The 23,623-nt window shown below is 40.8% G+C and carries 16 protein-coding genes; 4 read left to right on the top strand and 12 right to left on the bottom strand.

Annotation, left to right across the window (positions count from 1 at the left end; translation table 11 throughout):
• Positions 1–62: 62 nt before the first annotated feature.
• The gene (locus tag SCALIN_RS13135; RefSeq protein ID WP_096894927.1) at positions 63–1,724 is read right to left on the bottom strand and encodes a multiheme c-type cytochrome; all 1,662 of its coding nucleotides are present in this window, start codon (positions 1,722–1,724) and stop codon (positions 63–65) included.
• A gap of 264 nt (positions 1,725–1,988) precedes the next feature.
• Between SCALIN_RS13135 and SCALIN_RS13130 the strand changes: the two genes are divergently transcribed.
• The 3 genes from SCALIN_RS13130 (at position 1,989) to SCALIN_RS13120 (ending at position 8,591) form a co-directional block, all read left to right on the top strand.
• Positions 1,989–2,609, top strand: a complete 621-nt coding sequence (locus SCALIN_RS13130; RefSeq protein ID WP_133111900.1) for a TetR/AcrR family transcriptional regulator — start codon at positions 1,989–1,991, stop codon at positions 2,607–2,609.
• Between the two features lie 65 nt (positions 2,610–2,674).
• Positions 2,675–3,832: an efflux RND transporter periplasmic adaptor subunit gene (locus SCALIN_RS13125; RefSeq protein WP_162532308.1), complete on the top strand. Its 1,158-nt coding sequence runs from the start codon at positions 2,675–2,677 to the stop codon at positions 3,830–3,832.
• Entirely contained in the window at positions 3,819–8,591 is a 4,773-nt protein-coding gene (locus SCALIN_RS13120; protein WP_096894924.1) for an efflux RND transporter permease subunit, read from the top strand. The genes SCALIN_RS13125 and SCALIN_RS13120 overlap by 14 nt, the downstream gene beginning before the upstream one ends.
• 331 nt (positions 8,592–8,922) lie before the next feature.
• Here SCALIN_RS13120 and SCALIN_RS13115 read toward each other — a convergent pair whose 3' ends face one another.
• From SCALIN_RS13115 to SCALIN_RS13080, 8 genes are all read right to left on the bottom strand, one after another.
• Positions 8,923–9,717, bottom strand: coding sequence for a nitrite/sulfite reductase domain-containing protein (locus SCALIN_RS13115; protein ID WP_096894923.1), 795 nt, complete (start codon positions 9,715–9,717; stop codon positions 8,923–8,925).
• Between the two features lie 95 nt (positions 9,718–9,812).
• Positions 9,813–10,310, bottom strand: coding sequence for a hypothetical protein (locus tag SCALIN_RS13110; RefSeq protein WP_096894922.1), 498 nt, complete (start codon positions 10,308–10,310; stop codon positions 9,813–9,815).
• Positions 10,311–10,626: 316 nt separating this feature from the next.
• Positions 10,627–12,183 (bottom strand): alginate export family protein, encoded by a 1,557-nt coding sequence (locus SCALIN_RS13105; protein WP_096894921.1) that lies wholly within the window; start codon positions 12,181–12,183, stop codon positions 10,627–10,629.
• 263 nt (positions 12,184–12,446) lie between these two features.
• On the bottom strand, positions 12,447–13,097 hold the full coding sequence (gene can, locus SCALIN_RS13100) for a carbonate dehydratase (protein ID WP_096894920.1): 651 nt from the start codon (positions 13,095–13,097) through the stop codon (positions 12,447–12,449).
• Positions 13,098–13,263: 166 nt separating this feature from the next.
• A complete protein-coding gene (locus SCALIN_RS13095) occupies positions 13,264–14,877 on the bottom strand; it encodes a SulP family inorganic anion transporter (RefSeq protein WP_203415489.1) in 1,614 nt (537 codons plus the stop codon).
• A 187-nt stretch (positions 14,878–15,064) separates the two neighbouring features.
• Positions 15,065–15,310 (bottom strand): acyl carrier protein, encoded by a 246-nt coding sequence (acpP, locus tag SCALIN_RS13090; protein ID WP_096894943.1) that lies wholly within the window; start codon positions 15,308–15,310, stop codon positions 15,065–15,067.
• 140 nt (positions 15,311–15,450) lie between these two features.
• Positions 15,451–15,762 (bottom strand): hypothetical protein, encoded by a 312-nt coding sequence (locus SCALIN_RS13085; RefSeq protein ID WP_096894919.1) that lies wholly within the window; start codon positions 15,760–15,762, stop codon positions 15,451–15,453.
• A gap of 100 nt (positions 15,763–15,862) precedes the next feature.
• Entirely contained in the window at positions 15,863–16,411 is a 549-nt protein-coding gene (locus tag SCALIN_RS13080; RefSeq protein ID WP_096894918.1) for a hypothetical protein, read from the bottom strand.
• A 935-nt stretch (positions 16,412–17,346) separates the two neighbouring features.
• Between SCALIN_RS13080 and SCALIN_RS13075 the strand changes: the two genes are divergently transcribed.
• The gene (locus tag SCALIN_RS13075; protein ID WP_096894917.1) at positions 17,347–17,847 is read left to right on the top strand and encodes an Lrp/AsnC family transcriptional regulator; all 501 of its coding nucleotides are present in this window, start codon (positions 17,347–17,349) and stop codon (positions 17,845–17,847) included.
• Between the two features lie 121 nt (positions 17,848–17,968).
• On the opposite strand, the gene SCALIN_RS13070 is transcribed toward SCALIN_RS13075, so the two are convergent.
• From SCALIN_RS13070 to SCALIN_RS13060, 3 genes are all read right to left on the bottom strand, one after another.
• Positions 17,969–18,817, bottom strand: a complete 849-nt coding sequence (locus SCALIN_RS13070; RefSeq protein WP_096894916.1) for an aldo/keto reductase — start codon at positions 18,815–18,817, stop codon at positions 17,969–17,971.
• 179 nt (positions 18,818–18,996) lie between these two features.
• Positions 18,997–20,835, bottom strand: a complete 1,839-nt coding sequence (locus SCALIN_RS13065) for a chloride channel protein (protein WP_096894915.1) — start codon at positions 20,833–20,835, stop codon at positions 18,997–18,999.
• Positions 20,836–21,128: 293 nt separating this feature from the next.
• A complete protein-coding gene (locus SCALIN_RS13060) occupies positions 21,129–23,609 on the bottom strand; it encodes a cation:proton antiporter (RefSeq protein WP_162532307.1) in 2,481 nt (826 codons plus the stop codon).
• Positions 23,610–23,623: the final 14 nt, after the last annotated feature.

The raw sequence follows: 23,623 nt of genomic DNA, 5'->3' as shown, positions 1-23,623 counted from the left end.
TAATCCCTGATATTCTGTTTCATTATCATTCTGTCAAATGCTAAACACCACTTCAATTATTATCAGTTATAACGATTTTCATATGTCGATTTTAATACTTCTATCTCGTCTTCAGAAAGGCCCTTAACCCATGCGTGCTCCGGCTGCTGCAGCAATTTCTTAATTTTTTGTTCATATTTTATCTTCATCTTATCACTCTTCTGGGCAGCAGCTTTAATAACAGAAGGTAAAAATTTCACATAATAGTGTTTTGCCACCTCATATAATCCGTGCCAGTGAGCATAATCAGGACCCATCATACTTGCTCCATGTCGTGCTCTTCTACCTTCATGGTGCCATAATTCCCAAAAAACCCATTGTACTTCATGTTCAAACGGGGCATTTGTATTTAAGACTTCATCTTCAATCAGCGAATTCATCATTGCCTGTGCAGGTTTTGCAAATTTCTCGTTGTAAAGGTTCACGAAATTATCAAATTGATGGTAAAAATTATCGACGTGAGTTTGGTTATGGCAATTCCTACATACACCTTTCATTTTTTCGCGCCGTTCCTGCCAGGTCACAATTTCAACAACCCGTTTTGAAACAATTTTCGTAACTAACTTTTCCTCCTGTAAGTTTTTTTCTGTCACCAGAACCTCTTCGCCAATCTCAGGTAATTGCCGGGTATCAGGATAATCTTCCTTAAATCCATCTTCATATACAACCATATTTATCTTTGTACTGACTACCGGCCGAAGTGTCCAGCTTATTCGTTCTCCAACATCATGATTACTGGCTTTATGCTGTCCTTCAGACGTCATATAGCTGCTGATATGGCAGGTAGTACAAGTCGGGGCCGCCGAATAATCCTTTCCCAGCACCCAGCCGCCTTCTTTATCCAGTGCCATGTGATCAATATTAGCGGTATATGCAATTCCATGCTTTGACTCTCTATAAATTTCTATCTGTGGATGATCAGGGCCCATATGGCACTTACCACAATTTTCAGGTGCTCTGGACAGTTTTGCCTCAAATGAATGTCTCGAATGGCATGCGTGACACGAACCTTTTGAACCATCCGGATTTAACCGGCCTATCCCACTGTTTGGCCATGTATCAGGGTCAAATAAAGGTTTTCCTCCTTCCCGCAATATTTCACCATTATCATTACGTTGAAATCTAATTATACTTCCATGACACTGCCAGCATCCATTAACAGCATCTGCATTATTCCATGGAAGACCAATAACCTGTTCAGCAAGTACATTATCCATGCTGGCAAAGATTTCTCCAGCTTTTGCGTGATGGCTTCTTGAAAAATCTTTATACTCCTCTACATGACAGCTTGAGCAGTCTTTAGGTGTAACTAATGTAGAAATCAAGGCTCCCATGTGCTGCCAGGCGTCTATTTCTCCCTTGTCAGCATTGTGGCAATCAACGCACCCTACCCCTTCTTGAGCATGACGTGATCGCTCCCATTCCATTACCAGAGCCGGTGTCAGATTTTTATGGCATTCGACGCAGAATTGATTTGCCGCTGTTATGATCGGACTTAGCTTTACATCGGGCTGGTGCTGTTTTTCCTCTTCAACTGTTTTCTGCTGTACATATGCAAAACTCCCGGCCAAAGCCTGATTCTCTCTGTGCAACTCATGAGCCCCCGCACGCACGGTACCAAAAACTAACAGTCCTGAGAATGAAAACAGATAAAAAATCTTCAGCACGTTTGATTTGTTGCACATATGTTTAATTCTCCTATGATAAATGTCTACTCTAATTTTCAAACCGTCGACGACGAATATAACAATATTTGAATGAACCAACAATAGACTTCTCGTTAAAATCCGGTAGCAGTATACATTATATTAAAAACCATATCAATAAATCTCAACACAGAAGAATTTATTTGACTGAGGAAACAAATAAAAATAGATTAGTTAAACAAGCGTTTAGTTGATATAATACTAAAATCTGAATTATTTGAAAAATGTAAAAGGAGCGAGAAGGTGGCAGATAAAAAAAGTCAAGAGACCCAAAAAAACAGTAAGGAAATTATCCTCAGGTCTGCCAAAGTACTGTTTGCAAAGCAGGGTTTTGCATTGACTACTGTAAGGGAAATCGCCGGGAAAGCAGGTATTAATATTGCAATGGTCTATTATTACTTCAATACCAAGGAAGAGCTCCATCAGAATGTTATTGATGATGCTTTTAAAAGTTTTTTTCAGTCCCTGAAGGAAGGAGTTGCTCAAGGAAAAGAACCTGAAGAGAAGATATACGATATTATAAAGATATATATTACCTTCCTTCATCACCATAAAGACCTTCACAGGATTATTCTAAGAGAGACTATATCCCAATCAAAACACATTGATATCATTGTAAAAAAATATATTTCAAAGAATTTCGACCTTGTACATGACATAATCAAGGAGGGCATTCAGAAAGGGACCTTCAGGAAGCACGACTCAACGCTTTCAACATTCAGTTTGATAGGTATGATCCTTTACTATTTCACTTATGAACCCATCTTTACAAGACTGATCTCACCAGAAAAAAGGAAAAAACCTATTACTGAATTTCTTCCAGAACATATCTTTACCTTGTTTATGGAAGGAGTAAAAAGTTGAAACAAGTCATGAAACAGATTCTATGTAGTGTAAGTTTTCACAAGGATAATGTCAGGGGTGCATTAATGTTTAAAGCATTAATTATCAAGGTGTCGAATATACTTTTGGCGATAACCTGCACAACTCTTTTAACAACGATCACATTCGCTCAAGGTCAAGCTTCTGCAGTAAAAGTCAAACCGGTTGAATTCAAGAGCGCCGAAATACGCCGTACCGTTACCGGAAACCTGCGCGCATACCAACGCTCAGATGTTGCGAGCCAGGAGTCAGGTCTTGTCGTTACGGCTGACAGGAGGGAAGGGCAGATAGTAAAAAAGGGTGATATATTGGCAGAGCTCGATTCCCGGAAGCTTAAACTTGAAGTGGAACAGGCAGACCATGACGTTCAAATAAAACTGGCCACCATCGAACAGCGAAAAGCTGAGTTGGCAACCTATCAGGAAGAGTTAAACCGGAGAACCAAGTCGCAGAAATTAGCTGTAGGAGCAGTCAGTAAGGAAGCTATCCGGCGCGCAAAAATGGTTCTTGCCGTTGCAAAATCAGCACAAAAGGCAGCGGAAAGTGATTATGAACTTGCCCGCGCACGTCTTTCTCTCCTTAAGGTCAGAGTGGATGATACCGTGATACGCGCGCCTTTTGACGGAAATATTGTCAGAAAACACGCAGAAACAGGTGAGTGGGTTAATCCGGGCAGTCCCATAGTTACACTGATATCAAGCGGCTCTATTGAAGCCGTCTTCGAGGTGTCTGAGAATTTTTCAATGGAAAGGCTTCAATCTTTGAAAACAATTACTGTTAATTTGAAAGAGCGGAATATTCAGGTTGAAGCGGAGGATATTAAAGTCATTCCGGATGTCGACCCTCGTTCAAGACGTTATATTCTGATAGCCGTGCTGAAATCGAAGAAATATTTTTTTGCTCCGGGGATGAGCGTAACAGCCACAATTCCAACAAATGAAAAGGGTGATTATCTGGTTATTCCCACCGACTCTGTTATGAGGGATTCGGGAGGCGAGTTTGCATACAAGATAGGCAAGGGAAGCGATGGGAATTCTGTCGCCGTTCCCGTTTCTCTGCGCGTGCATTTTGCAATAGATGATGGCCTCTGTATTGAATCAAGCGATCTCAGGAAAGGAGATTTAATTGTAGTCGAAGGCAATGAACGTTTGCGTCCCATGTCACCGGTAACCATCTTAAAAGCGGATAAAAATGAATCTTATTAAAAAAGCAATTGAACAGCCCATTACCGTTGCCGTTGGTATTATACTGATAATCATTGCGGGTATTATTGCAATTACAAGAGTTCCTGTTCAAATGACTCCGGAAGTGGAGGATACCGTCATTGCAGTTACTACCCGTTGGGAGAACTCAAGTCCCCAAGAGGTCGAATCGGAGATCATTGATGATCAGGAAGAAAAACTTCAGGGATTGTCAAACTTGCGGAGTATGAGCAGTGTCAGTCAGCGTGGACAAGGTCAAATTCGTCTGGAGTTCGCAACAGGCGTTGACAAAGACACCGCTCTGCGCGAAGTAAGTGATAAGTTAAGAGAGGTTCCCAATTATCCTGTGGATGTTGACGAACCGGTTATAGATGCTACAGATCCTGAAAGTAATGACTACATCGCATGGTTTCTGATGAGAACCCCTGACCCTGATTTTGATATACAAGCCCTGAAAGATTTTGTCGAAGACAGGGTAAAGCCAATACTGGAAAGAGTGCCGGGGCTTTCAGAAAGTAATGTTCTGGGGGGAAGAGAACGAGAGACCCAGATTCACTTTGACCCGGTGCTGATGGCTCAACGCCGGATAACCGTTCCGGATTTCATTCGCGCTATACAGGCAACAAACCGTAACTTTTCAGCAGGCGCCATGGCACAAAGTAAACTGGATATCCGTGTTCGCGCCCTGGGCAGGTTCAGTTCACCTGATCAAATCCTTGATACTATAATAAGACAGGATGAATCAGGGTCGGTTTACGTACGGGATGTTGCAACGGTAGTAGAAACGCTCAAAGAGAAGACAGATTTTGTTCGATCCAACGGGCAAAATATATTGGCAATGAATTTCCAGAAAGAGCCTGGTGCCAACGTAATGGAGGTTATGGCAAAGCTGAAAGAAGAGGCAGAAAGGATTAAAGCCAAAGGCGGAATTCTGGATAGCTATGCAAAATCGTATGGAATCAAAGGAGGGTTAGAGCTCTTTCAAGTCTATGACCAGACCGATTACATCAATCAGGCATTTGATCTTGTCAAGAGTAGTATTGTTATTGGAGGAATACTTGCCGTGATCGCACTGCTCACCTTCCTGAGATCTCTTCGATCGATTGGCATTATCGCCATTGCTATTCCAATTTCAATAGTTGGTTCTATAGTAGTCATGGTCGCTCTGGGTCGCAGTATTAATGTTATAAGTCTGGCAGGAATGGCTTTTGCCGTTGGGATGGTTGTCGATAACTCTATCGTTGTGCTGGAAAATGTTTTTCGGCACATGGAAATGGGAAAATCTAAAACCAAAGCGGCTCTGGACGGTGCGACAGAGGTAAGCGGCGCGGTATTGGCGTCTACACTGACAACCTTGCTGGTCTTTATCCCCATCCTTTTAATACAGGAAACATCAGGGCAGCTTATGCGGGACATCGCATTAGCCATTATTGCCGCGGTAGGGCTAAGCTACATAGTGTCGATTACCGTAGTGCCATGCGGTGCAGCGCTGTTTTTGAAGGTGGGTGTAAAAAAGTACGTAGAGCAGAAAAAAACACAAATCGAAAAACCGATGGTTGTGTCACCCGGAAAACTTGCGGGAATCACCAACCTTTTCAGGACTGTCTACTACTATCTCTCTAACTTTTCCCGATATCTGTACAAACTGGTATATTGGTTGAATGGAAGCATGATGAGAAGAGTTTTGATAATTTCTGTTTTCATCATTGTGACTCTGCTGGGAATCATTGTAACTATTCCCCCTATTGATTATTTGCCTACCGGAAATAGAAATTTAACGTTCGGAATTATGATACCTCCTCCGGGATATAATGTGAAAAAACTTAGAGAGCTTGGAGAGCGTGTCGAAAAAAAAATACGCCCTTTTTGGGAAGCGGGAGCAAACCCGAATGGCATGGACAGTCAGTTGTATAAAGTACCTTCAGATATTGTTCCGAATTCTCCCTCTATCACCCCTCCGCCGATCAAGCATTACTTTCAGGGAGGAGGAAGAAAAGGAGCGACGCTTTTTCACGGGTGTATCAGCGCAGATCCCAGACGTGTCGTGGATCTGGTATCGTTATTTAAAGCTTCGACAACACAGGACACGCTTCCGGGTGTTTATTCCTTTGCGTTTCAAAGTCCACTATTTCGTATGGGCGGCAGCTCGGGAAGCGCCGTAAAGATTGATCTGGTTGGCTCTGATCTGGAAGATGTCAGTCAGTCCGCGTCAGCTTTGTTTGGGACATTGGTTCAAGAGTATGGATCCTTTGCCGTCCGTCCTGATCCGGTAAATTTTAATGTGCCGGCTCCGGAGCTGCAGATAATACCTGATCTTGACCGGATGACAGATCTTAATCTGACCGTTGAAGATCTTGGACTGACAATCCAGGCAAATAGCGACGGAGCACTTATTGGTGATTATGATCTTGGCGGAGATATCATAGATTTAAAATTGATTTCTAAGGACGCCATTGATCAAACCACGATTACAAATCTTGGTGACGCGAAAATGACTACTTCTGACGGGGTTATTCTGGACCTGGACACGATATCAGATTTTAAGTGGAGAAGAGCACCTGAACAAATTAAACGAGTAGACCGCCAGAGAGCCGTAACGCTCGAATTTACTCCACCGAAAGGCATGCCGCTTCAGAAGGCAATCAACGGGATAAACCAGAAGGTGGCTGAACTAAAGAAGGCAAATGCAATTCTGCCCGGTGTAGAGATTCAATTGGCAGGTGCCGCAAGCAAGTTGACCGAAGTGAAGGAGGCGTTGCTTGGAGACGGAAGCGCATCAGGAATGCTGTCAAGCGCGTTATTCCTCGCCGTTATGATTGTATACTTGCTCATGTGTATTTTATTCCAGAGCTGGATATATCCATTTGTGATCATGTTCAGTGTTCCGTTAGCCACTTTTGGTGGATTTCTGGGCTTATCATTAGTTCATTACTGGAGTGAAGTTGACCGTTACATGCCTGTACAAAACATGGACGTTCTTACTATTATCGGATTCGTCATTCTGGCGGGTGTGGTTGTTAACAATGCGATTTTAATTGTCGCTCAAACATTGAACTTTTTGCAATATGACAAGAAACTGGAACCACGCAAAGCAATTTCAATGGCGGTTGAAAGCCGTGTCCGTCCTATCTTCATGAGTATGTCAACCTCGGTGGGTGGTATGCTGCCATTGGTGTTAATGCCTGGTTCCGGTTCAGAACTTTACCGCGGATTGGGCGCGGTTGTGGTGGGGGGGTTGTTTATTTCCACTATATTCACATTGATTCTTATTCCAATTTTATTAGGCCTGATGTTTGATCTGAAAGATAAAATGAGATCTGTAACACGTTTTCAACATGTCACAGGGGCATTGCTGCTCATATTCACTTTCAGCGGCTGTGCGGTTGGGAAAAATTACATTCAACCTCGTACAATGGTGAGTGAGGATTGGCAGACCGGCCTGGAACGTGGATTGGTCTCAAAGCCATCTGAGCTGAAACATTGGTGGACAAGTTTTGAAGACACGCAACTAAATAAATTGATAAGAGAGGCGGTTGACGGAAATTACGATATAAAAATCGCGGTTGCCAGAGTAAGAGAGGCACGAGCCCGGCGTGCTGTCGCCAACGCTAATCTGTTTCCGTTAATTGATGCGTTAGGGTCGTACTCAAAAACCAGAAATTCAGAGACTACTGATACAGGCATTAAGAATGTCTCTTTTAACAAGAGACAAACGATTCCCATGGAAATCTATTCTACCGGATTCGATTCCGCGTGGGAACTTGATATATTTGGAGGCGTAAGACGTTCGGTTGAAGCAGCCACTGCAGAAGTGGACGAAATCCATGCCGAGCTGCACGATATTATGGTAACCCTGCTTTCGGAGCTTGCGGTAAATTATATAGAGTTAAGAAACACTCAGAACCGTTTAGGGATTGCCAAAGCCAATGTCAAAACTCAGGAAGAAACCTTGAAATTGACAAAGGCACGTTTTGATTCGGGGCTTACGGATGAACTAGATACCGCGCAAGCTGAAACAAATCTGGAAAACACACGCGCACAAATTCCTGTTCTTGAAGAACAACTGAATCATGCGTTAAATCGAATAGCCGTCTTGACGGGAAAACAACCGGGCGCGCTCAATATCCGATTAACCGGAATAGGTTCAATTCCGGTACCGCCAAAAGAAGTTGCGATCGGCCTGCCTGCCGCACTTTTACGAAGAAGACCTGATATCCGTATGGCTGAGCGGGCTTTAGCAGCGGAAACAGCCCGTATAGGAGTAGCTGAATCTGATCTCTATCCTAAGTTCTTTCTCAAAAATTCCTTTGGATTTAGCGCGTCTAATGGAGGAGATGTGTTTAAACCAGGGAGTCAGACCTTTGGAGTTGGCCCGTCAGTGACATGGCGCATATTTTCTTCCGGTCAAATCAGAAATAACATCAAGGCTCAAAACGAGCGGGAAAAACAGGCACTCTATCGTTTCCACAATACAGTTCTTTCCGCCCTGGAAGAAGTTGAAAGCGCTGTTATCTCATATTCCCGTGAAATGAACAGAAGAGATACTCTCCAGAAAACAGTCAAAGCTGCGGAAAAGACAGTAAAGCTGGCAAAGATTCAGTACACAAACGGATTAACTGATTTTAATAATCTCCTGGATGCGGAACGAACTTTATTTACCTTTCAGGATCAGCTTTCCATTAGCGAAGCCAGGGTAAGCAAGAATCTTATCTCATTATATAAGGCGTTGGGTGGTGGTTGGGACCTGGACAACCAGGGTTGATCTACATAAAGAAATTGGAAGAAAAGTATAATCATAAACAATAAAGGTCAATTCTGATCTTAAAAATACGCACGAATGCATTTAACGAGATAGAAACCCTTTCTTTTATTTCCACTGTCTCAGTTCAATATCAAATCCGTCAATGTCTTTAAACTCTGCCCTCACTGAATTTCCCAAATCCAATGGGGGCCCCAGGTTATCTCAACTCCTTTGCTTTCCAGGTATTCTGTCGCTTTCTCCCTATCTTCTCCTTCCAGGGCCATTGCCCGATAACCCGTTATTCACGGCGGTGAAGATTTTAAAGATGAGTTTTCTACTTTCGGTTCTCCAATTAACCTATACAATTGCAAGCCTCGGCTTTTTCGTAAGCATCCTTCGCGCTCTTTATCAGATCGTCGAATGGGGTGTTAAGCATTGACAGAACGTTTGCCTTGAATGTCTCAAAGCCTAGACGGGATATAGTCTTCGCGATCCTCTCATTTGGTTGAGCCTCCTTGTTGTAAACTCTCAGTACCGCCGCAAGGTACTTCGGCACATCATCAGGCTGTACTCTCGAAGCAAGTTCCTCCGCAATTACAGGAGATGCGCCCATCTTACCACCAACGAAAATCTTCCACCCATCAACCGTTCCATGAATACCAAAGTCGTTCAACTTGGTGTTTGCGCAACAGTTTGGGCAACCGGAAACACTAGTTTTGAACTTCATTGGCGTGGGAAGGCCGCGAAACATTTTTTCCAATTCGGTTGCCAATGGCATCGTACGCTGAAGTCCAAATGGTGAAAAATCCGCTCCCGTGCAACTCTTTACCTGACGAACGTCTTTGCCGATGGAACGAATTTCAAAGCCTGCATCAAGAACTGCCCGCTTGGCCTCGTAGTACTTGTGTTCCGGAATTCCAACGATAATCAGGCTTTGAGCTGTTGAGAAATGTCCAACGGAAGCAAATTTCTCAATAATGTCTGAGATTTTGCGAAATTGCGCTGCTGAAAAACAGGCTGTCGGGACACCAACGCACAGTGAATAGTTTCCGTCTCTCTGTTTTCCGAGACAACGATAGCCAGATTGTTTTTTGCGCTGAAGAGTCTCTTGCTTCAGTTCCGAATCAGAATTCACAGTGGTTTCCATCCATTTATCCTTTCCTTTAAATTATTTTCTACATCATTCATCATTCATCGTATAATCGTGTTTCTGTTTTCTCAATTTTGATCAGTAGCATTCGGTCATGTTTTTGGAGAAGTGTTTGTTATTTTATTAACTTTCAATTCACCTTCTAATTCCTTTTTAAATATCTCATGGCATTCATCACAAGACTCTTTCAGCATATCATAATCTCGTTGTGAATTACTGTCGTCATGATTTTTGCTGCAAAGTATTAGATTGTCTACCGCTTTGGCAAATTTATCACGCGAAGCTACGAATTCACTTGGAACATCATTGTTTTCAGCCCTATAAAGCTCCACACACTTATCGCCGATACCTTCTTTAATTTCATGTGTCCATATATCTATTTCCATCCAATCATTATCTTTTACCCCCCGGCTTAACCTCTTCATTGCCATGGCAGCTTTTTTCATTTCCTTGACTAATCTGAAATCTGTAAGATATTCATTTTGTCCGCTCTCAACGCTCTTAACATTCACTTCCTCTGGCTTTTTACAGGAAGTAATGGATATAGTAACCGCTATAATAATTATTACTGCTATCAATGATTGTTTCATTTCAATCCTCTCAAATTTTTTCAAAAAATAAACCAACAATACAATTTAACTGACTCTTAATACTTGTGATAAAATTCCAAAGCAGAGGTGGGGGTTGCTATTTAAAAAAAGCAGAAATATGAATGACTTCAACTCATTCGTTTCAGGATTAAACCATCGTCTATTTCCCCTCTCCTTTAATCATCCTGAACGCACTGTCGCCGCAAAACGTACTCGGGCATGACACGAGTTAAATGCTGCAAATCATTTTTTCAACTAAGGCTGCGGGGTCGTTTAAGACGCCTCTATTCATTGGCGCTTCACGCCAACAAATGGGTTAAAAAGTGTAAGTCATCATCAAGTAGAACCAATCGGAATCTTCACTGAGTGCGGCATTGTCCAGAAAATCACCTGTATAGAAGTGGCTAAATCCCGTTTCAATGTCAGTATGACGATTAAGCCGATGCTTTAAAGTCAGATCCGTTTCCGTGCCCACATACCTGTTGCTTCCCGTCCTTCCAGGGGCGATCACGCCGCCGGATACGCTATAGAGCGCATCCTGTTTTTCACTGCGCCAAAATATATGCTGATCAATGCGGAAAGTCGTGCGTTTTCCAATGCTAAAATCGATGCGGGGGCGCAGGTCCATAATATTGAAGCGGCCAATGAAATCCATAAATCCAAAAAATTTATGACGAGTCTGAAACATAGGGTCAAATGTCTGAACATCACCTCCCGGGTTGTTATCACCGCTCGCATAGTCAAAACCAATCTGAATCATTTTGAGGTCAACCGGGCCAACCGCGAGGGGAGTTCTCTGCGTTGGTTGATAGTTCAGCGCGACGGTAAACATACTGGCGTTGATATCCGCGTCCTGGCCCTGCCGGTGTATATTGCCAAACTCATACGCCCCTTCAATCTCATAACCAAACGAAGCCATGGGAAATTTGCCGTGAAGGCGTCCGCCAACAGCATAACGGTCAGAATTTCCGCCAGTTCCGTTAAAAACCTGATCATCATCTCTTCTAAGCACGTATAGATCGAGGCCCATAGGGCCGAAACCGATCGCATTACTTAGCAAGGAGGGAACGAAACCCTCACCATAAATTCCAAAGAATCCCGAATTGCTGTCGGGTAGGTTAAAATTATTGAAAGAATCGGGTTTGACTTCTCCAAGAGACAAGTCTCTGACAATGCGAAGCCCGAAGGCTGAAAACCTCCATCCACCCGCATACAGCATTGCGTTAATCCCATCAAAGGATTGACGTACATTGGCGAAATTTCTGCTGCCAATAAACCGCTCACTACCACGCGCCATTTCCTGACGACCGACACGCAGGACAATCCGATTGTCACCGGATAAAACTGCCCCTAAGGGTGAGGTGAAGTCCGCAAAGAGATTCTGTAGATCGATCGTGTCTCTGTCTTGCCTTCGCCTGTTACTGGGCAAACTTCGAAAGCCTTCGATCGCGCTTTTTAATTCTGCAAACAGGCGCAAATTGGGTCCCAGGTGCAAATCAACATTTGTACGAATACGATTGAGAACAAAGGCATCTTGATTATCTTTCGTCCCCGAAGGGTCAAACTGGAAATCGCTCCATTTTTCTACCCGAACCCGTTCTTCAAAGCCAAAACTCAGCCAGTTCGAGCCACTTTGGTTTAAAGGAATATATTTAACAGGGTCAAAAAAATCAGTTGATTTGAGTTGCTCTTTGTGGGCAAGTTCCGACCAGTCTTCATTGTAACGGAAGAGATTATAACTGGGGTGTTTGTCATCCGCCTCTGCTGAGAGCATCGATACTAACCCCATCATGATGATAATAAGAAATTGATTTAAATTATTTTTTTTATCGTATTCAATTCCAGATAATCCTGACAGGTTTAAAATTCGCAACTTAAAATTAATACTCGATAATATTTGAAATCTTTAAATTCTCTCAAACCGGTTATTCTTTAAATAGTTCTATGATGTGTTGAAATAATAATCAGATCGGTAACCTGTTTCGTTTTTGGCTCATTTACAGAGACTATTGGTGAAGTTAAGTTGTTCCGCGACGAAATACTATCCTTCGGCTCCCCGGCCGTACCGGCCGGGGAGCCGAAGTGTTATCAACAATGAAATTCATATACATTAAATCAGGAAAAAACAATATTGATTTATTTAAAGGAATCAATAATTTCCTTTGTGTGAAACTTGTTTCTCTCTTCTTCTTTACTGGAGATGCAAGCATTCAAATCCTTTAATAGACCAATTTCAAGGTTGTACACCCAGCCATGAACTGTCAACTCCTGTCCAGCGTCCCACGCATTCTGAACAATTGTTGTGTGACATATATTGTTTACCTGCTCAACTACATTAAGTTCACATAGCAGTTGATGTTTCTCGTTATCACTTAGATATAAGTCAAATTTGTCTTCATGAATGCGGTACACATCTTTAACGTGCCGTAGCCAATTATCGATCAGCCCATGTTGGTTATTATCCATAGCGGCTTTAATGCCTCCACAACCGTAATGACCACAAACTATAATATGTTTTACCTTTAATACATCAACAGCAAATTGAATAACTGATAAACAGCTCAGGTCGGTATGTATTACGAGATTAGCAATATTACGGTGTACAAAGATTTCACCGGGTAACAAGTCAATAACTTGGTTTGCGGGTACACGGCTGTCAGAGCAACCAATCCATAAGTAGTCAGGTTTTTGTTGTTTAGAAAGCGTTGAGAAAAAATCAGGATCGGTTTCTATTATTTTTTCTGCCCAGCTCCTGTTGTTATCAAAAAGATGCTTTAATACTTTCATATGAAAATTCTCCTATTTAGTTTTCGAAAATAACACTTCTCACCATTTAAAAAATGCGACTGAAGCTTCTGTTCGGTATTAAGTTTTGTACAAAACGTGAATTTTTTTTCTCACAACATTTCAAACGATCTTTATACCGGCTGTGCTTTCTTATTGACTGGTAGAGCTAATATCCATTTATCAAGTTTTCAGAATAGATATCTTCTTTACCATAAGTTTTCACCAATGGCGGTTTCAGTCTTACATTAATACCTCTATCGGTTGCTGATTTAATGAAATCTTCTACGACTTCTCTAACATCATAATCAATGCTATAGCATTTGCTCATATCGATGGTCAGATCTGTCTCTTTAGGTATTCTGGCCAGTTCTTTTATAATTGCCCCTTTATTGAGAAAGTTGACATCTTCAGCCATGGTAATTATTAACTGCTTTTCTCCTTCACCTGGGTGTATATGTAAGAAATGAGAATTTTTGTAGTTACGGATTAAGACAACAACAGCGCCTACTGAACACCCAAGTCCAAGCCCCACGAGTAGATCAACAAATACAATCCCAAGAATAGTGACGATAAACGGCAGAAATTGATCCCATCCCAGTCTATATGTCTCTACAAATATACTGGGCTTAGATAGTTTATATCCGACCATTATTAAAATGCATGCAAGAGCGGATAAGGGTATAAGATTAAGTACACTTGGAAGTAGCGCTACACATATCAACAGAAAAATCCCATGAAGAATGGTAGATAGTTTCGTTCTTGAACCGGCTTGCATATTGGCAGAGCTTCGAACGATTACCTGTGTAATTGGCAACCCGCCAATCATTCCTGAAAGCATGTTTCCGGCACCTTGGGCAAACAACTCCCGGTTGGTTGACGTAACTCTCTTGTGGGTATCCAGTTTATCAGTCGCCTCCACACACAAAAGTGTTTCTAAACTGGCAACAATCGCAATTGTGACAGCTAAAATATAAACGGCCTTATTGCCTAACTGGCTGAAATCAGGAAAGGTAAACAGGCCAAAGAATGATGATAAACTGCCGGCAACCGGCACACTTACCAGGTTCTCTGAACCTAAAGTAAATTGAGGAAAGTAATTTTTTGTTATCAACTGACAACAGATAGCAGCCGCTACTACGACGATTGGTCCTTGTATTAATTTAAACACATTTTGATATTTTTTTGTCAGATACAATTCCCATAACAACAAAATCGCTACTGAAATAGCAGCAATTAATACTGCTCCAGGTGTTATATGTCCAAGAAGAACTTTTCCAATTAATGTAAACGTGTTTTCACCGCCCAATTGGACAAAAGCATCATTACCCATCCACTCCTTATCATATCCAAACGCGTGAGGTATCTGTTTCAGGATGATGATGATACCGATACCGGAGAGCATCCCTTTTATAGCCGCAGAGGGGAAAAAATATCCGATAATTCCTGCTCTAGATAAACCCAGTATTATTTGCAGCGCTCCCCCTATGACAACGGCAAGTAAAAATATCTCGAAAGACATTGAATGCAGCGCTTCAAACACAACTACAGCCAGGCCTGCCGCCGGGCCGCTGACTCCATGGGCGGAGTCGCTTATAGACCCCACAACTATACCACCAATTATTCCGGCAATAAGACCTGAGAACAGAGGCGCTCCACTTGCCAATGAGATTCCGAGACAAAGCGGCAGTGCTACAAACAGTACTACAATACTTGCCGGAATGTCTTGTTTGAGATGAGAAAAAATCCCATGCTTTATTGTTCCTCTTTCAATCTTAGCCATTTATTGTATTACCTCCAAAAAGTTATCATTTAAATTTATAGCAAACGAAGTGATAAATATTTTGAAAAACTCAACCAGCAACAGGTTAATCTATGAAATATGTACCGCGGCACCAGGTTTACCCATTTGTTCACACACTGAAAGATTACGACATTTAACACTTATAATGTTCTTCCTTGCTTCATCTCTATGTATGTTCATTAATGTAATCAACCGCATCACCAAAAGTAAGTATCATTTCAGCATCTTCGTTTGATATTTCCAAATCAAATGCGACCTCAATTTCCATATGAAGCTCCGCTAAATCAAGTGAATCAGCTCCCAGATCATTTATAAATGCTGTTTCATGAGTAATACGTTCCCTGTTCACAGACATTTGTTTTTCAACTATTTCCATTATCATCTCTTCTATATTTGGTTTCTTCGCAAACATGTTACTCATCGGTTCAACCTCTTAATTATTCTGGTCGTTTTTTTATTATACTTGTAACTAAATCCTCATTTCTCTGCCAACTGAATGAACCCTTATGGCATTGTCAGCCTGTGGGTATAAAAAACTCGTTATGCTGTCTGTTACATGCTTTTAAGATAACTCTTTATCTTTTCCGCCTCTTCTATCGTTATAAACTTTCTTGCAGCCTTTGTATCGTGTGTGTAGTCAATAATGCTTGTCCACTCATCTGAGGTATATTCATTAATTTTCGGCAGTTCGTGGCATAGAACACATTTACTCTGGTAGAGATTCCTGCTAACCAAGTCCACTTCTGTCTTATGCATATTATCCTTTTGTAAACTTTTTGTCACTGTTGTCGAACAACCGGAAATAACCTGTTGTATAAACAATAAAAAAACAATCATAATAGCGTAAGCGGTACGGCTCATCATCAATTTAATTCACCTTTCTATAATCATTAATATTCATTATCAAATAAACAACCCCAGCACAGTAATGGATGAGGACTTATAGAGTGTCTATTCTCGTACATCACCCTTTTTCTTTAAACCGTTCATGGCAATCATCGCATGTTTTTTGTAATTTCTCGTATTCTATATTCATCTTCACCATTTCTCTTGATTGTGACGCTTCTGCCACCGCAAGTGACTGAAAATGGAATAAGGCATCCAGCATAACGAATTCTTTTGGTAGTTCTGTTTTGCCCTTACCGGTAAAGAGCAGTGGGGAAGTATTCTTAAGAAGCATTGCGTACTTGCCGATATCATCCCAACTTTGCCTTTCGATTGAAATTGCCAACTCATCATCATAGTCACTGAGAGATTTCATATGCATCCTGAATTTTGACGCACTGGTATAAAGTGACTCATTGTCATCATCTTTTTCTTCAACAATATTCATTCCTTCGTCTTTATCAATAGGAATTAGTTCTGATGCATTTTCTTTCTGGCGAACAATCTCTTCTTTTGCTTTCTTATCTCTTTTTCTTTTTGCTTCACGAGAAAACATAAAAAGTGGTAGAAGTATCAAAATCATAGCGAATATGATCCAGAATCCCTTTGTGCTTTTGTCCTCATTCATGTTTTGTTCTCCATATTGTAATACCAACTATTAAAATGGCCCGGCACATCTCCATGTTATGTACAAAATTTCAGGATATGCCATTCTTCAATATCTCTTGATCGGAGAAGGGTGTATCTTAATCAAGATTATTACTCGCAATGGATCCAGGGATCTTCCACCTAACATGTGAGAGGTAATTTCCGTACAAAAACATTTCTTATGCCGGGCAATAATTGGTATCAGCTACTTAACAATATCAAATCAACTTTTCTTTTATCAATTGCTCTACAATTAGCTAAAAATGTATATCCAATGTATATTCTGATTTTTTAAAGCTAATATTTTTCATTCAGTATATATATCGAGTATAAGCGTTATATTTTTTTGACTTATTTACCCCTTGTTACTATATTACACCAATTAATACAATTTTGTTTCCAATTGTAAAAATTTATTTCTTGTGGCTATGAATGAAACAAAAATCAGCATTAAGCTTGTTTTAGTAACAAACTTATATATTATAGAATTAAACTTTGTATTAAGCAGGCTACTAACTACAAAGAAAGACCATATAAAGCAATAAAATCTTCTTAAAAGTGCCAGGAAAACCTAATCATTGGTAGATATCTGCCAACTATCTTAAAAATTTAAGAACAAATTATTTTTGCCAGCAGAATAAAAAATATAATTCCATAATAATTTCATACGGTACATTTCAAACCAGCCTTTCTACTATATTTTTTTAAAGTATTATTTTATATAGACTTAAATGTGTTCTGGCAGATACCAACTTCTTAAACAAAAGTTGCCATAAGCATTTTTTAACATAAACAGGTTTAATTACTTTTGAGAATGGTATTTAATTCGCTAGTTTTGTACAAAAAGGAAACATGATTTTATTATGGTTTCAAAATGAAATTATTTTTAGATGAATAAAGCTTTATTCCATAATTATGAAACTAACGAAGAATGAAAAGGGCGTACTTAAACTGCTGGTAAAAGACCCTTTAAGTACCAACAGTGATATTGCAAATAAGCTTAAATTAACAGCACAGGGAGTAGGCAAGATAAGAAACCATCTCAATGAAAAGGATCTTATAAGAAGTTGTGAAATGCATTTAGACTATGAAAAACTGGGATTAGGTATACATGCAGTTGCCTTGATTAAAATATTACCAAGCGCATTTAATCGGTTCAAAAACAATGAATTAGATAAAGTTATTAAACCAAAAAATGCGATTAGATCTTATTCAATACAAAAAACTGATGTAACACACATAATAAAATACGCATTTAAAAATTTAACCGAGTACGACACGTATTTCAGATCTATCTTATCTGAATTTAGAAATTATGTTGAAATAAAAGATACTTTTATCTTGTCATCCGAAGGCATTATGAAGTCGTCATCTGCTGATCTGTTTTCAGATGTACTTGATGAGTTAGCAACTTGATAAAGAAAGAATTCAACGAATCTATAAGGAGCTACGTTAGCATCTCCTCATTCTTTTTGTTTTCTGAATCGTTCAACTGCTGTAAGAGATCATTCTTATCTTTTAATTCCTCAATTCCTTTTCATGCCAATATATATTCATTATTCAATCTATCAACATCCTCTAGTTTTAAGCTCCAACCCATTGCATCAAGATTCTCTTTCAGGTGGCCGGTTTTTGATGATTTCGTTACGGCAACAATCCCTTTTTTCGAAATCAGCCAATTCAGGGAAATTTGGGCCTGAGTTTTATTGTATTTTTTGGCTAATTCATCCAGGAGTTTAAACCCGGGCCTTGCCAGCTCACCTTTTGCAAGAGGCCTCCATGCAATAACGAGAATATTATTTTTCTGACAATAGGGAATTATCCGAGATTCCATATCATTGGTAACATGACCGCTATTTCTGGTAAGCAGGTTGTATTCAACCTGGTTAGCGACAATTTTGTTTTTTGTGTATCTCTGTGCTTCTTTTATCTGTTCAACAGAAAAATTACTCACACCGATAAAACGAATGAGTTTTAGTTCAATCAAATGATCCAAAGCCCGCATGGTTTCCTGGATTTGAATCTCCGGATTAGGCGAATGAATCAGATACAAATCAATGTAATCGGTCTTTAACCTTTTCAAACTCATTCTGGCAGATTCAATGAGATCATTATGTTTCAGGTGTTCAGGAGAAACTTTAGAAATAATAAATAAGCCGCTTCGATCAAAACCCTGAATTGCATTGCCAACCAATTCTTCTGCATGACCTTTTGCATATGATTCTGCGGTATCAATAAGAGTTATTTCCAACTTGATTGCAGTTTTTATTGCAGAAATATGCTCTTTATTCTGGGTGGTATCTGCTTCAACATTTCCTCCTATACGCCACGTACCGAGGCCTATTGCAGGTATTTTAATTTGATCTGTTAATTTTTTGTATTTCATGCCAGCCTTCTATTAAAGTATTACTCTATAAAAAATTCTTTCCCTATTTGCATGAGGACATGTTTTTGTAATTTTTTTCGCATCATTTGCAATAAAGATTGCCCCTTTTTAATCTCACACACCAAACTCTATAACTGGCCTCTTGATACCAGATAAAGATGTTTGGTTATTTTGCCTCCCTAGGATGCTGGAGGATAATATCGGATTTTCTTACGGCGGGTCAATGCCAGATCATAAGCCCGTCCAATGTCAGTGTCGCGCAATAAACCGACTAAACGGTTTGGATTATTGCGTGATACAACGGGTAATTGGCCAATGTTGCGTATTTCGATACGCTGCAGCGCTTCCGCTATCGTCTCATCGGGATAGGCAAGAAGCAGGTCTCGCGTACAGAACTCGCCGACGGTAGAAACCGCTTTATTCTCCTCATTGCTGGCGCGATCAATGTCTTGCGCGGTAAGAATACCGATTAATTCATCTGTGTTATTTACTACAGGCAAACCGCTGTTCCGTGTTCGTATAAATAAATCTATTGTTGTTTCTAACGAATCTGATTCTTGCAGGGGAACAACATCCGTAACCATAACTTCCCCTACGGTGATTGTGTCCAGGATGTCAATATCCCGTCCCTGTTTCAGACGTATACCTCTGCGTGTTAGCCCCAGAGTGTAAACCGAGTCTTTTTGTAAATGCCATGACAGGAATAAACTGGCATTTACTGCAAACATCAATGGTAGAATAATTCGATAGTCGTGAACCATTTCAAAGAGCAGGATGAAAGACGTTATTGGCGCATGGATTGTTCCTGCCAGAACAGCAGCCATCCCTACCATTGCAAACGCTGGCGGGGAAATATCGAGAAATGGAAAAAACTGTTGAATAACAAGCCCATATGCTCCGCCAAGCGCAGCACCAGAAAAAAGAGCGGGGGTGAACACTCCGCCGTAAAAGCCGCTGCCAATGCAAACAGGAGTTAGCGCTAGTTTTGCAAAAACCAGAAAAAGCAATAATGAAACAGAAAATGACTTACCGTTTAAAATATCTTCAATGGTTACATAACCGGTACCAAAGATTTGTGGTAAAAAAAATCCGGAGATCCCGACTGCCAGGCCCGCAATTCCTGGTTTGATCCATCGGGGGATATGCCATTTATCGAACATAGCCCGGGTAAAATGATGTAGGTAAACATAGAATGCAGCACAAGGTCCGGCCAGTAAGCCTAGCCCCAGATAAAACGGCAGTTCATATAGTGAGTTCAATTCATAAGCCGGAATCTGAAATGCAGGCTGATTACCCGATATCGCTTGCGTAACTGCAGAAGATATTACTGATGCCAGAGCGACAATACCAAACGCGTTAACGTTCAATTTACCTATGATAATTTCCAAAGCGAAAAAAAGACCGGCAATGGGCGCATTGAAACTGGCGGCAATACCCGCTGCTACACCCGCGGCAGCAAGCGAACGCACACGTTCATCAGAAAGCCGCATTAATTGTCCAGACATTGAGCCCAGTGTCGCTCCAATTTGTACAGATGGGTCCCCATGGCCAACTGACGCCCCGGAGCCGATTGACAAGGCAGAGGCAACTGTTTTTACCGGCATTTTCCTGCACTCCAGCCGTCCTCCATTTAATGCCGCTGCTTCCATGACCCCTGATATTCCGGGATATCGCTCTTTGCCGATAATAAATTGTGCGATTAATCCCACACTGATACCGCCAAGAACAGGTAGAAGAATGACTATCCAATTATGATGCAAGAGTTCAACAGGGATGTTAAATCCGCCAAATACCGTTCTAAATGGCAGACTGAACATCTGTTTAAAAAGCCATACTCCTGCTGCGCTGGCAACACCCACGATTATCGCTATGCCAGCAAGTGTGACGGGTTCTGAGAATGGTTGATGATTGAGACATTGTTTGGTTTTCCGCGCGAAAAAGAGCCTTAAGGATAATACTATTTTCTTCCGGGCTGCCTCTATACGATCATCAATGTTTTTGTTTTCAATGTTTTTCATGATAAAAACCGGGAAGACCAGGCAAGAGTTGTCTGTTTATTGTTGAAACATAATCTCCATTTAATTGGAGGAAACATATATAATTTCAACAAAGAATACCCTTGGATCTTTACACAAACGATGAATACTCAGTGCTAAATAGTTGGTAACTCCATTATTCCGGTATGCATACAATTACGGCACAAACTGTTTATCCATTCGTATGCAGATCCAATATAGAGAAACAGATATACCCTCTCCATAGATCTGGTTCTGTTTTTCAACAATGCACGTGACACTTAGATCAGTAACCCTTATATGAGATAACCAAATATTTTAAGTCGCATACGCTTATTGAGAGGAGCCTTCACTAATTCTGTTTTTTCAGGATCAATACAAATGCTTTCAGAACTGGTATTATTTTTTTTAAACAGAAGCTTCTTCATAAGAAAAGGACAGATCGTTGAGGTGAATACGATCGACATAATAATAGAAGAAAAGACCGTATCGTTAAATATTCCAACATCACGCCCTATGCCAGCTAAAATCAGAGTTCCCTCAAGCTTCATCGCCATTCCAAAACCAATAAGAAGACGATTTGTACCTTTCTCAATAGGGCAGATACCGCAAAACAGCTTTCCTAAGATAGCCGCACCTGTGATATTAAGACCCAGAAGTATAGCGTTCAAATTTAAAAAACTTTGTAAATCTACCTGTGCCCCTACTCTTAGGAAGAGTATCGGTACGAGAAGCGCGTAAAATGGCCTGATAAATGATTCAACGTTACGGTGTTCGTCTTCGTCACTGTTTCTCAACTTTACATTGCGCAGAAACAAACCGGCAATAAATGCCCCTATTACCGTATGGAGCCCGATCGATCCGAACATAAATGCCATTAAAAGAGACAAAATTACAATGATAGGTATGTTCAGTCCCTCTGTCAATCTGTTTGTCAGGAAATTACCAAATCTCTCACCGTACTTAAATATAATTATTACCGCAGTTATCAGCAAAAAAGTTGCGATGCCAAAGCTGATTGATATACCGAGCAGGGAGACACCGCCTTTAACAACAATCCCACTAACTATACCAAAGCTTAATATTACAATAATTTCAGTAAGAATCGTTGCGCCTGTTATCACTCTTCCCTCTATAGTATTCATTATTTTTAACTCATTTAAGATTGCAAATAACAACCCGGTACTTGTACTGCAAAGAATAATCGCTAAAAGTACCTTTGAGCCGGTAGAGCTGTCGGGGAGAAGGAAATGGCTTACGACAAGTCCCAGTCCGGCAGGAACAACCATGCCACCTAAACACACAAGAACAGAAGAGGGGCCTACACGAAATATTGCCCTTAGATCTGTGTGAAGGCCGGCTGTTAAAAGAAGTACCAATGTTCCAAAGTAAGATAACATCATCAGAAAAGGCATTGTCTTGAGAAAATCAAAATAATCGGAACCGGTAAGGAGATAAATATTTCCCAGGATCATTCCCAGTATTAATTTTCCCACAACTCCAGGAAACCCCAGCACCCCCGCTATCCATCCACCTAATTTTGCTGCAATAAGGGCTATAACAACCGCAAGAATGATACTTTGGGTTGGGTCAGTATGCCAGATTTCCCAAGCAGGCTTCACCTCATCACTTTCTGTTTTTTTCCTAACCTTTTCCTGTGTATCTCCTTCCTCACCAGCTGCTTGTGCACCTCTATTCAGTGGCATTGAAATATCCAACTTTCTGTAATCCGGAGATTCGTTTATTTTAGAAGTGATAGGAGGAGTTTCCTTTTCTTTAACGTCAGAAAGCAATTCCTTATCTGAAACAATCCCTTGTTTATCTTCACTGCCGGGAGACGTATCGTCTGTAATTTCACTATCATCTAAAGTCGTTAACGATACTCCACTTTGCTCTACAGGTAGCGCTTGTATCTCCGAAGTTGTTATTTCTCTAGGCGGTTCTTGCGAATCTGTTTCCTCATCGGATGTAATTACCTGCTGCTCACCAAAATCTTTAGACGTTTGCCACTCCTCTTCTTCTTCTTGAGCCAACGACTCTCTTTCGTCAAAAGAATGAGCGGGGATTTCTGCTCTGGATGAGGCAGAAGGGTTTTTCTTTTCTTTAACGTCCGAAAGCATATCCTTATCGGCAACAACCCCTTGTTTATCTTCACTCTCAGGAGACGTCTCGCCTGTAATTTCATTATCATCGATACCAAACTCAGAAACTGTTTTCTGTTTATGAACGGTTACCGGAAAAGATTCTGAAAAGGGGGAAGAGATATCGTCCTCTTCTCTATCCTGAGATTCTTTCTCTTCGGTGTTTATCAGGTGACTGATTGACGATCTCTCTTCTTCCAGAGAAGATGACTTTTTCTCATCAAATGAATTCTCCTGTTGTTTGTTATCTGTAACAGATGCATGATTATCCATTTCTTCCTCAACAGAGGGCATCTCTTCATTGTTAGCAAGTTTGGGGGGCGTTATCGGGGACGCGGCAGAAGAGGTTTCTTTCTCCGCAACAAACTTTTCATCCTCCTCTTTGGCAGAGGGATTCTCCTGAAGGTTCTTCTCATCTACAGCATCAGAAGAAGGAGTTTTATCCTCAACACTATCCGGATAAGGTCTATCATCTAATGTCGTTAACGATATTCCTCTTTGCCCTACTGGAAGAGCGTGTATCTCTTCTTTATTATTTACAGGAACCTGTTCCAAATCCTTCGTTATTGAGCCGTTTTCTGCTTTTCCCTGGGGTATCCATATCCCATAAGAGTAAAACAGAAATATTAGGAGCATGGTAAATACCTGCT

Source organism: Candidatus Scalindua japonica (assembly GCF_002443295.1).
Taxonomy (GTDB): Bacteria; Planctomycetota; Brocadiia; order Brocadiales; family Scalinduaceae; genus Scalindua; species Scalindua japonica.
Note: the sequence above shows the minus strand (reverse complement) of the source record. Positions and strands in the feature narration are given on the sequence as shown.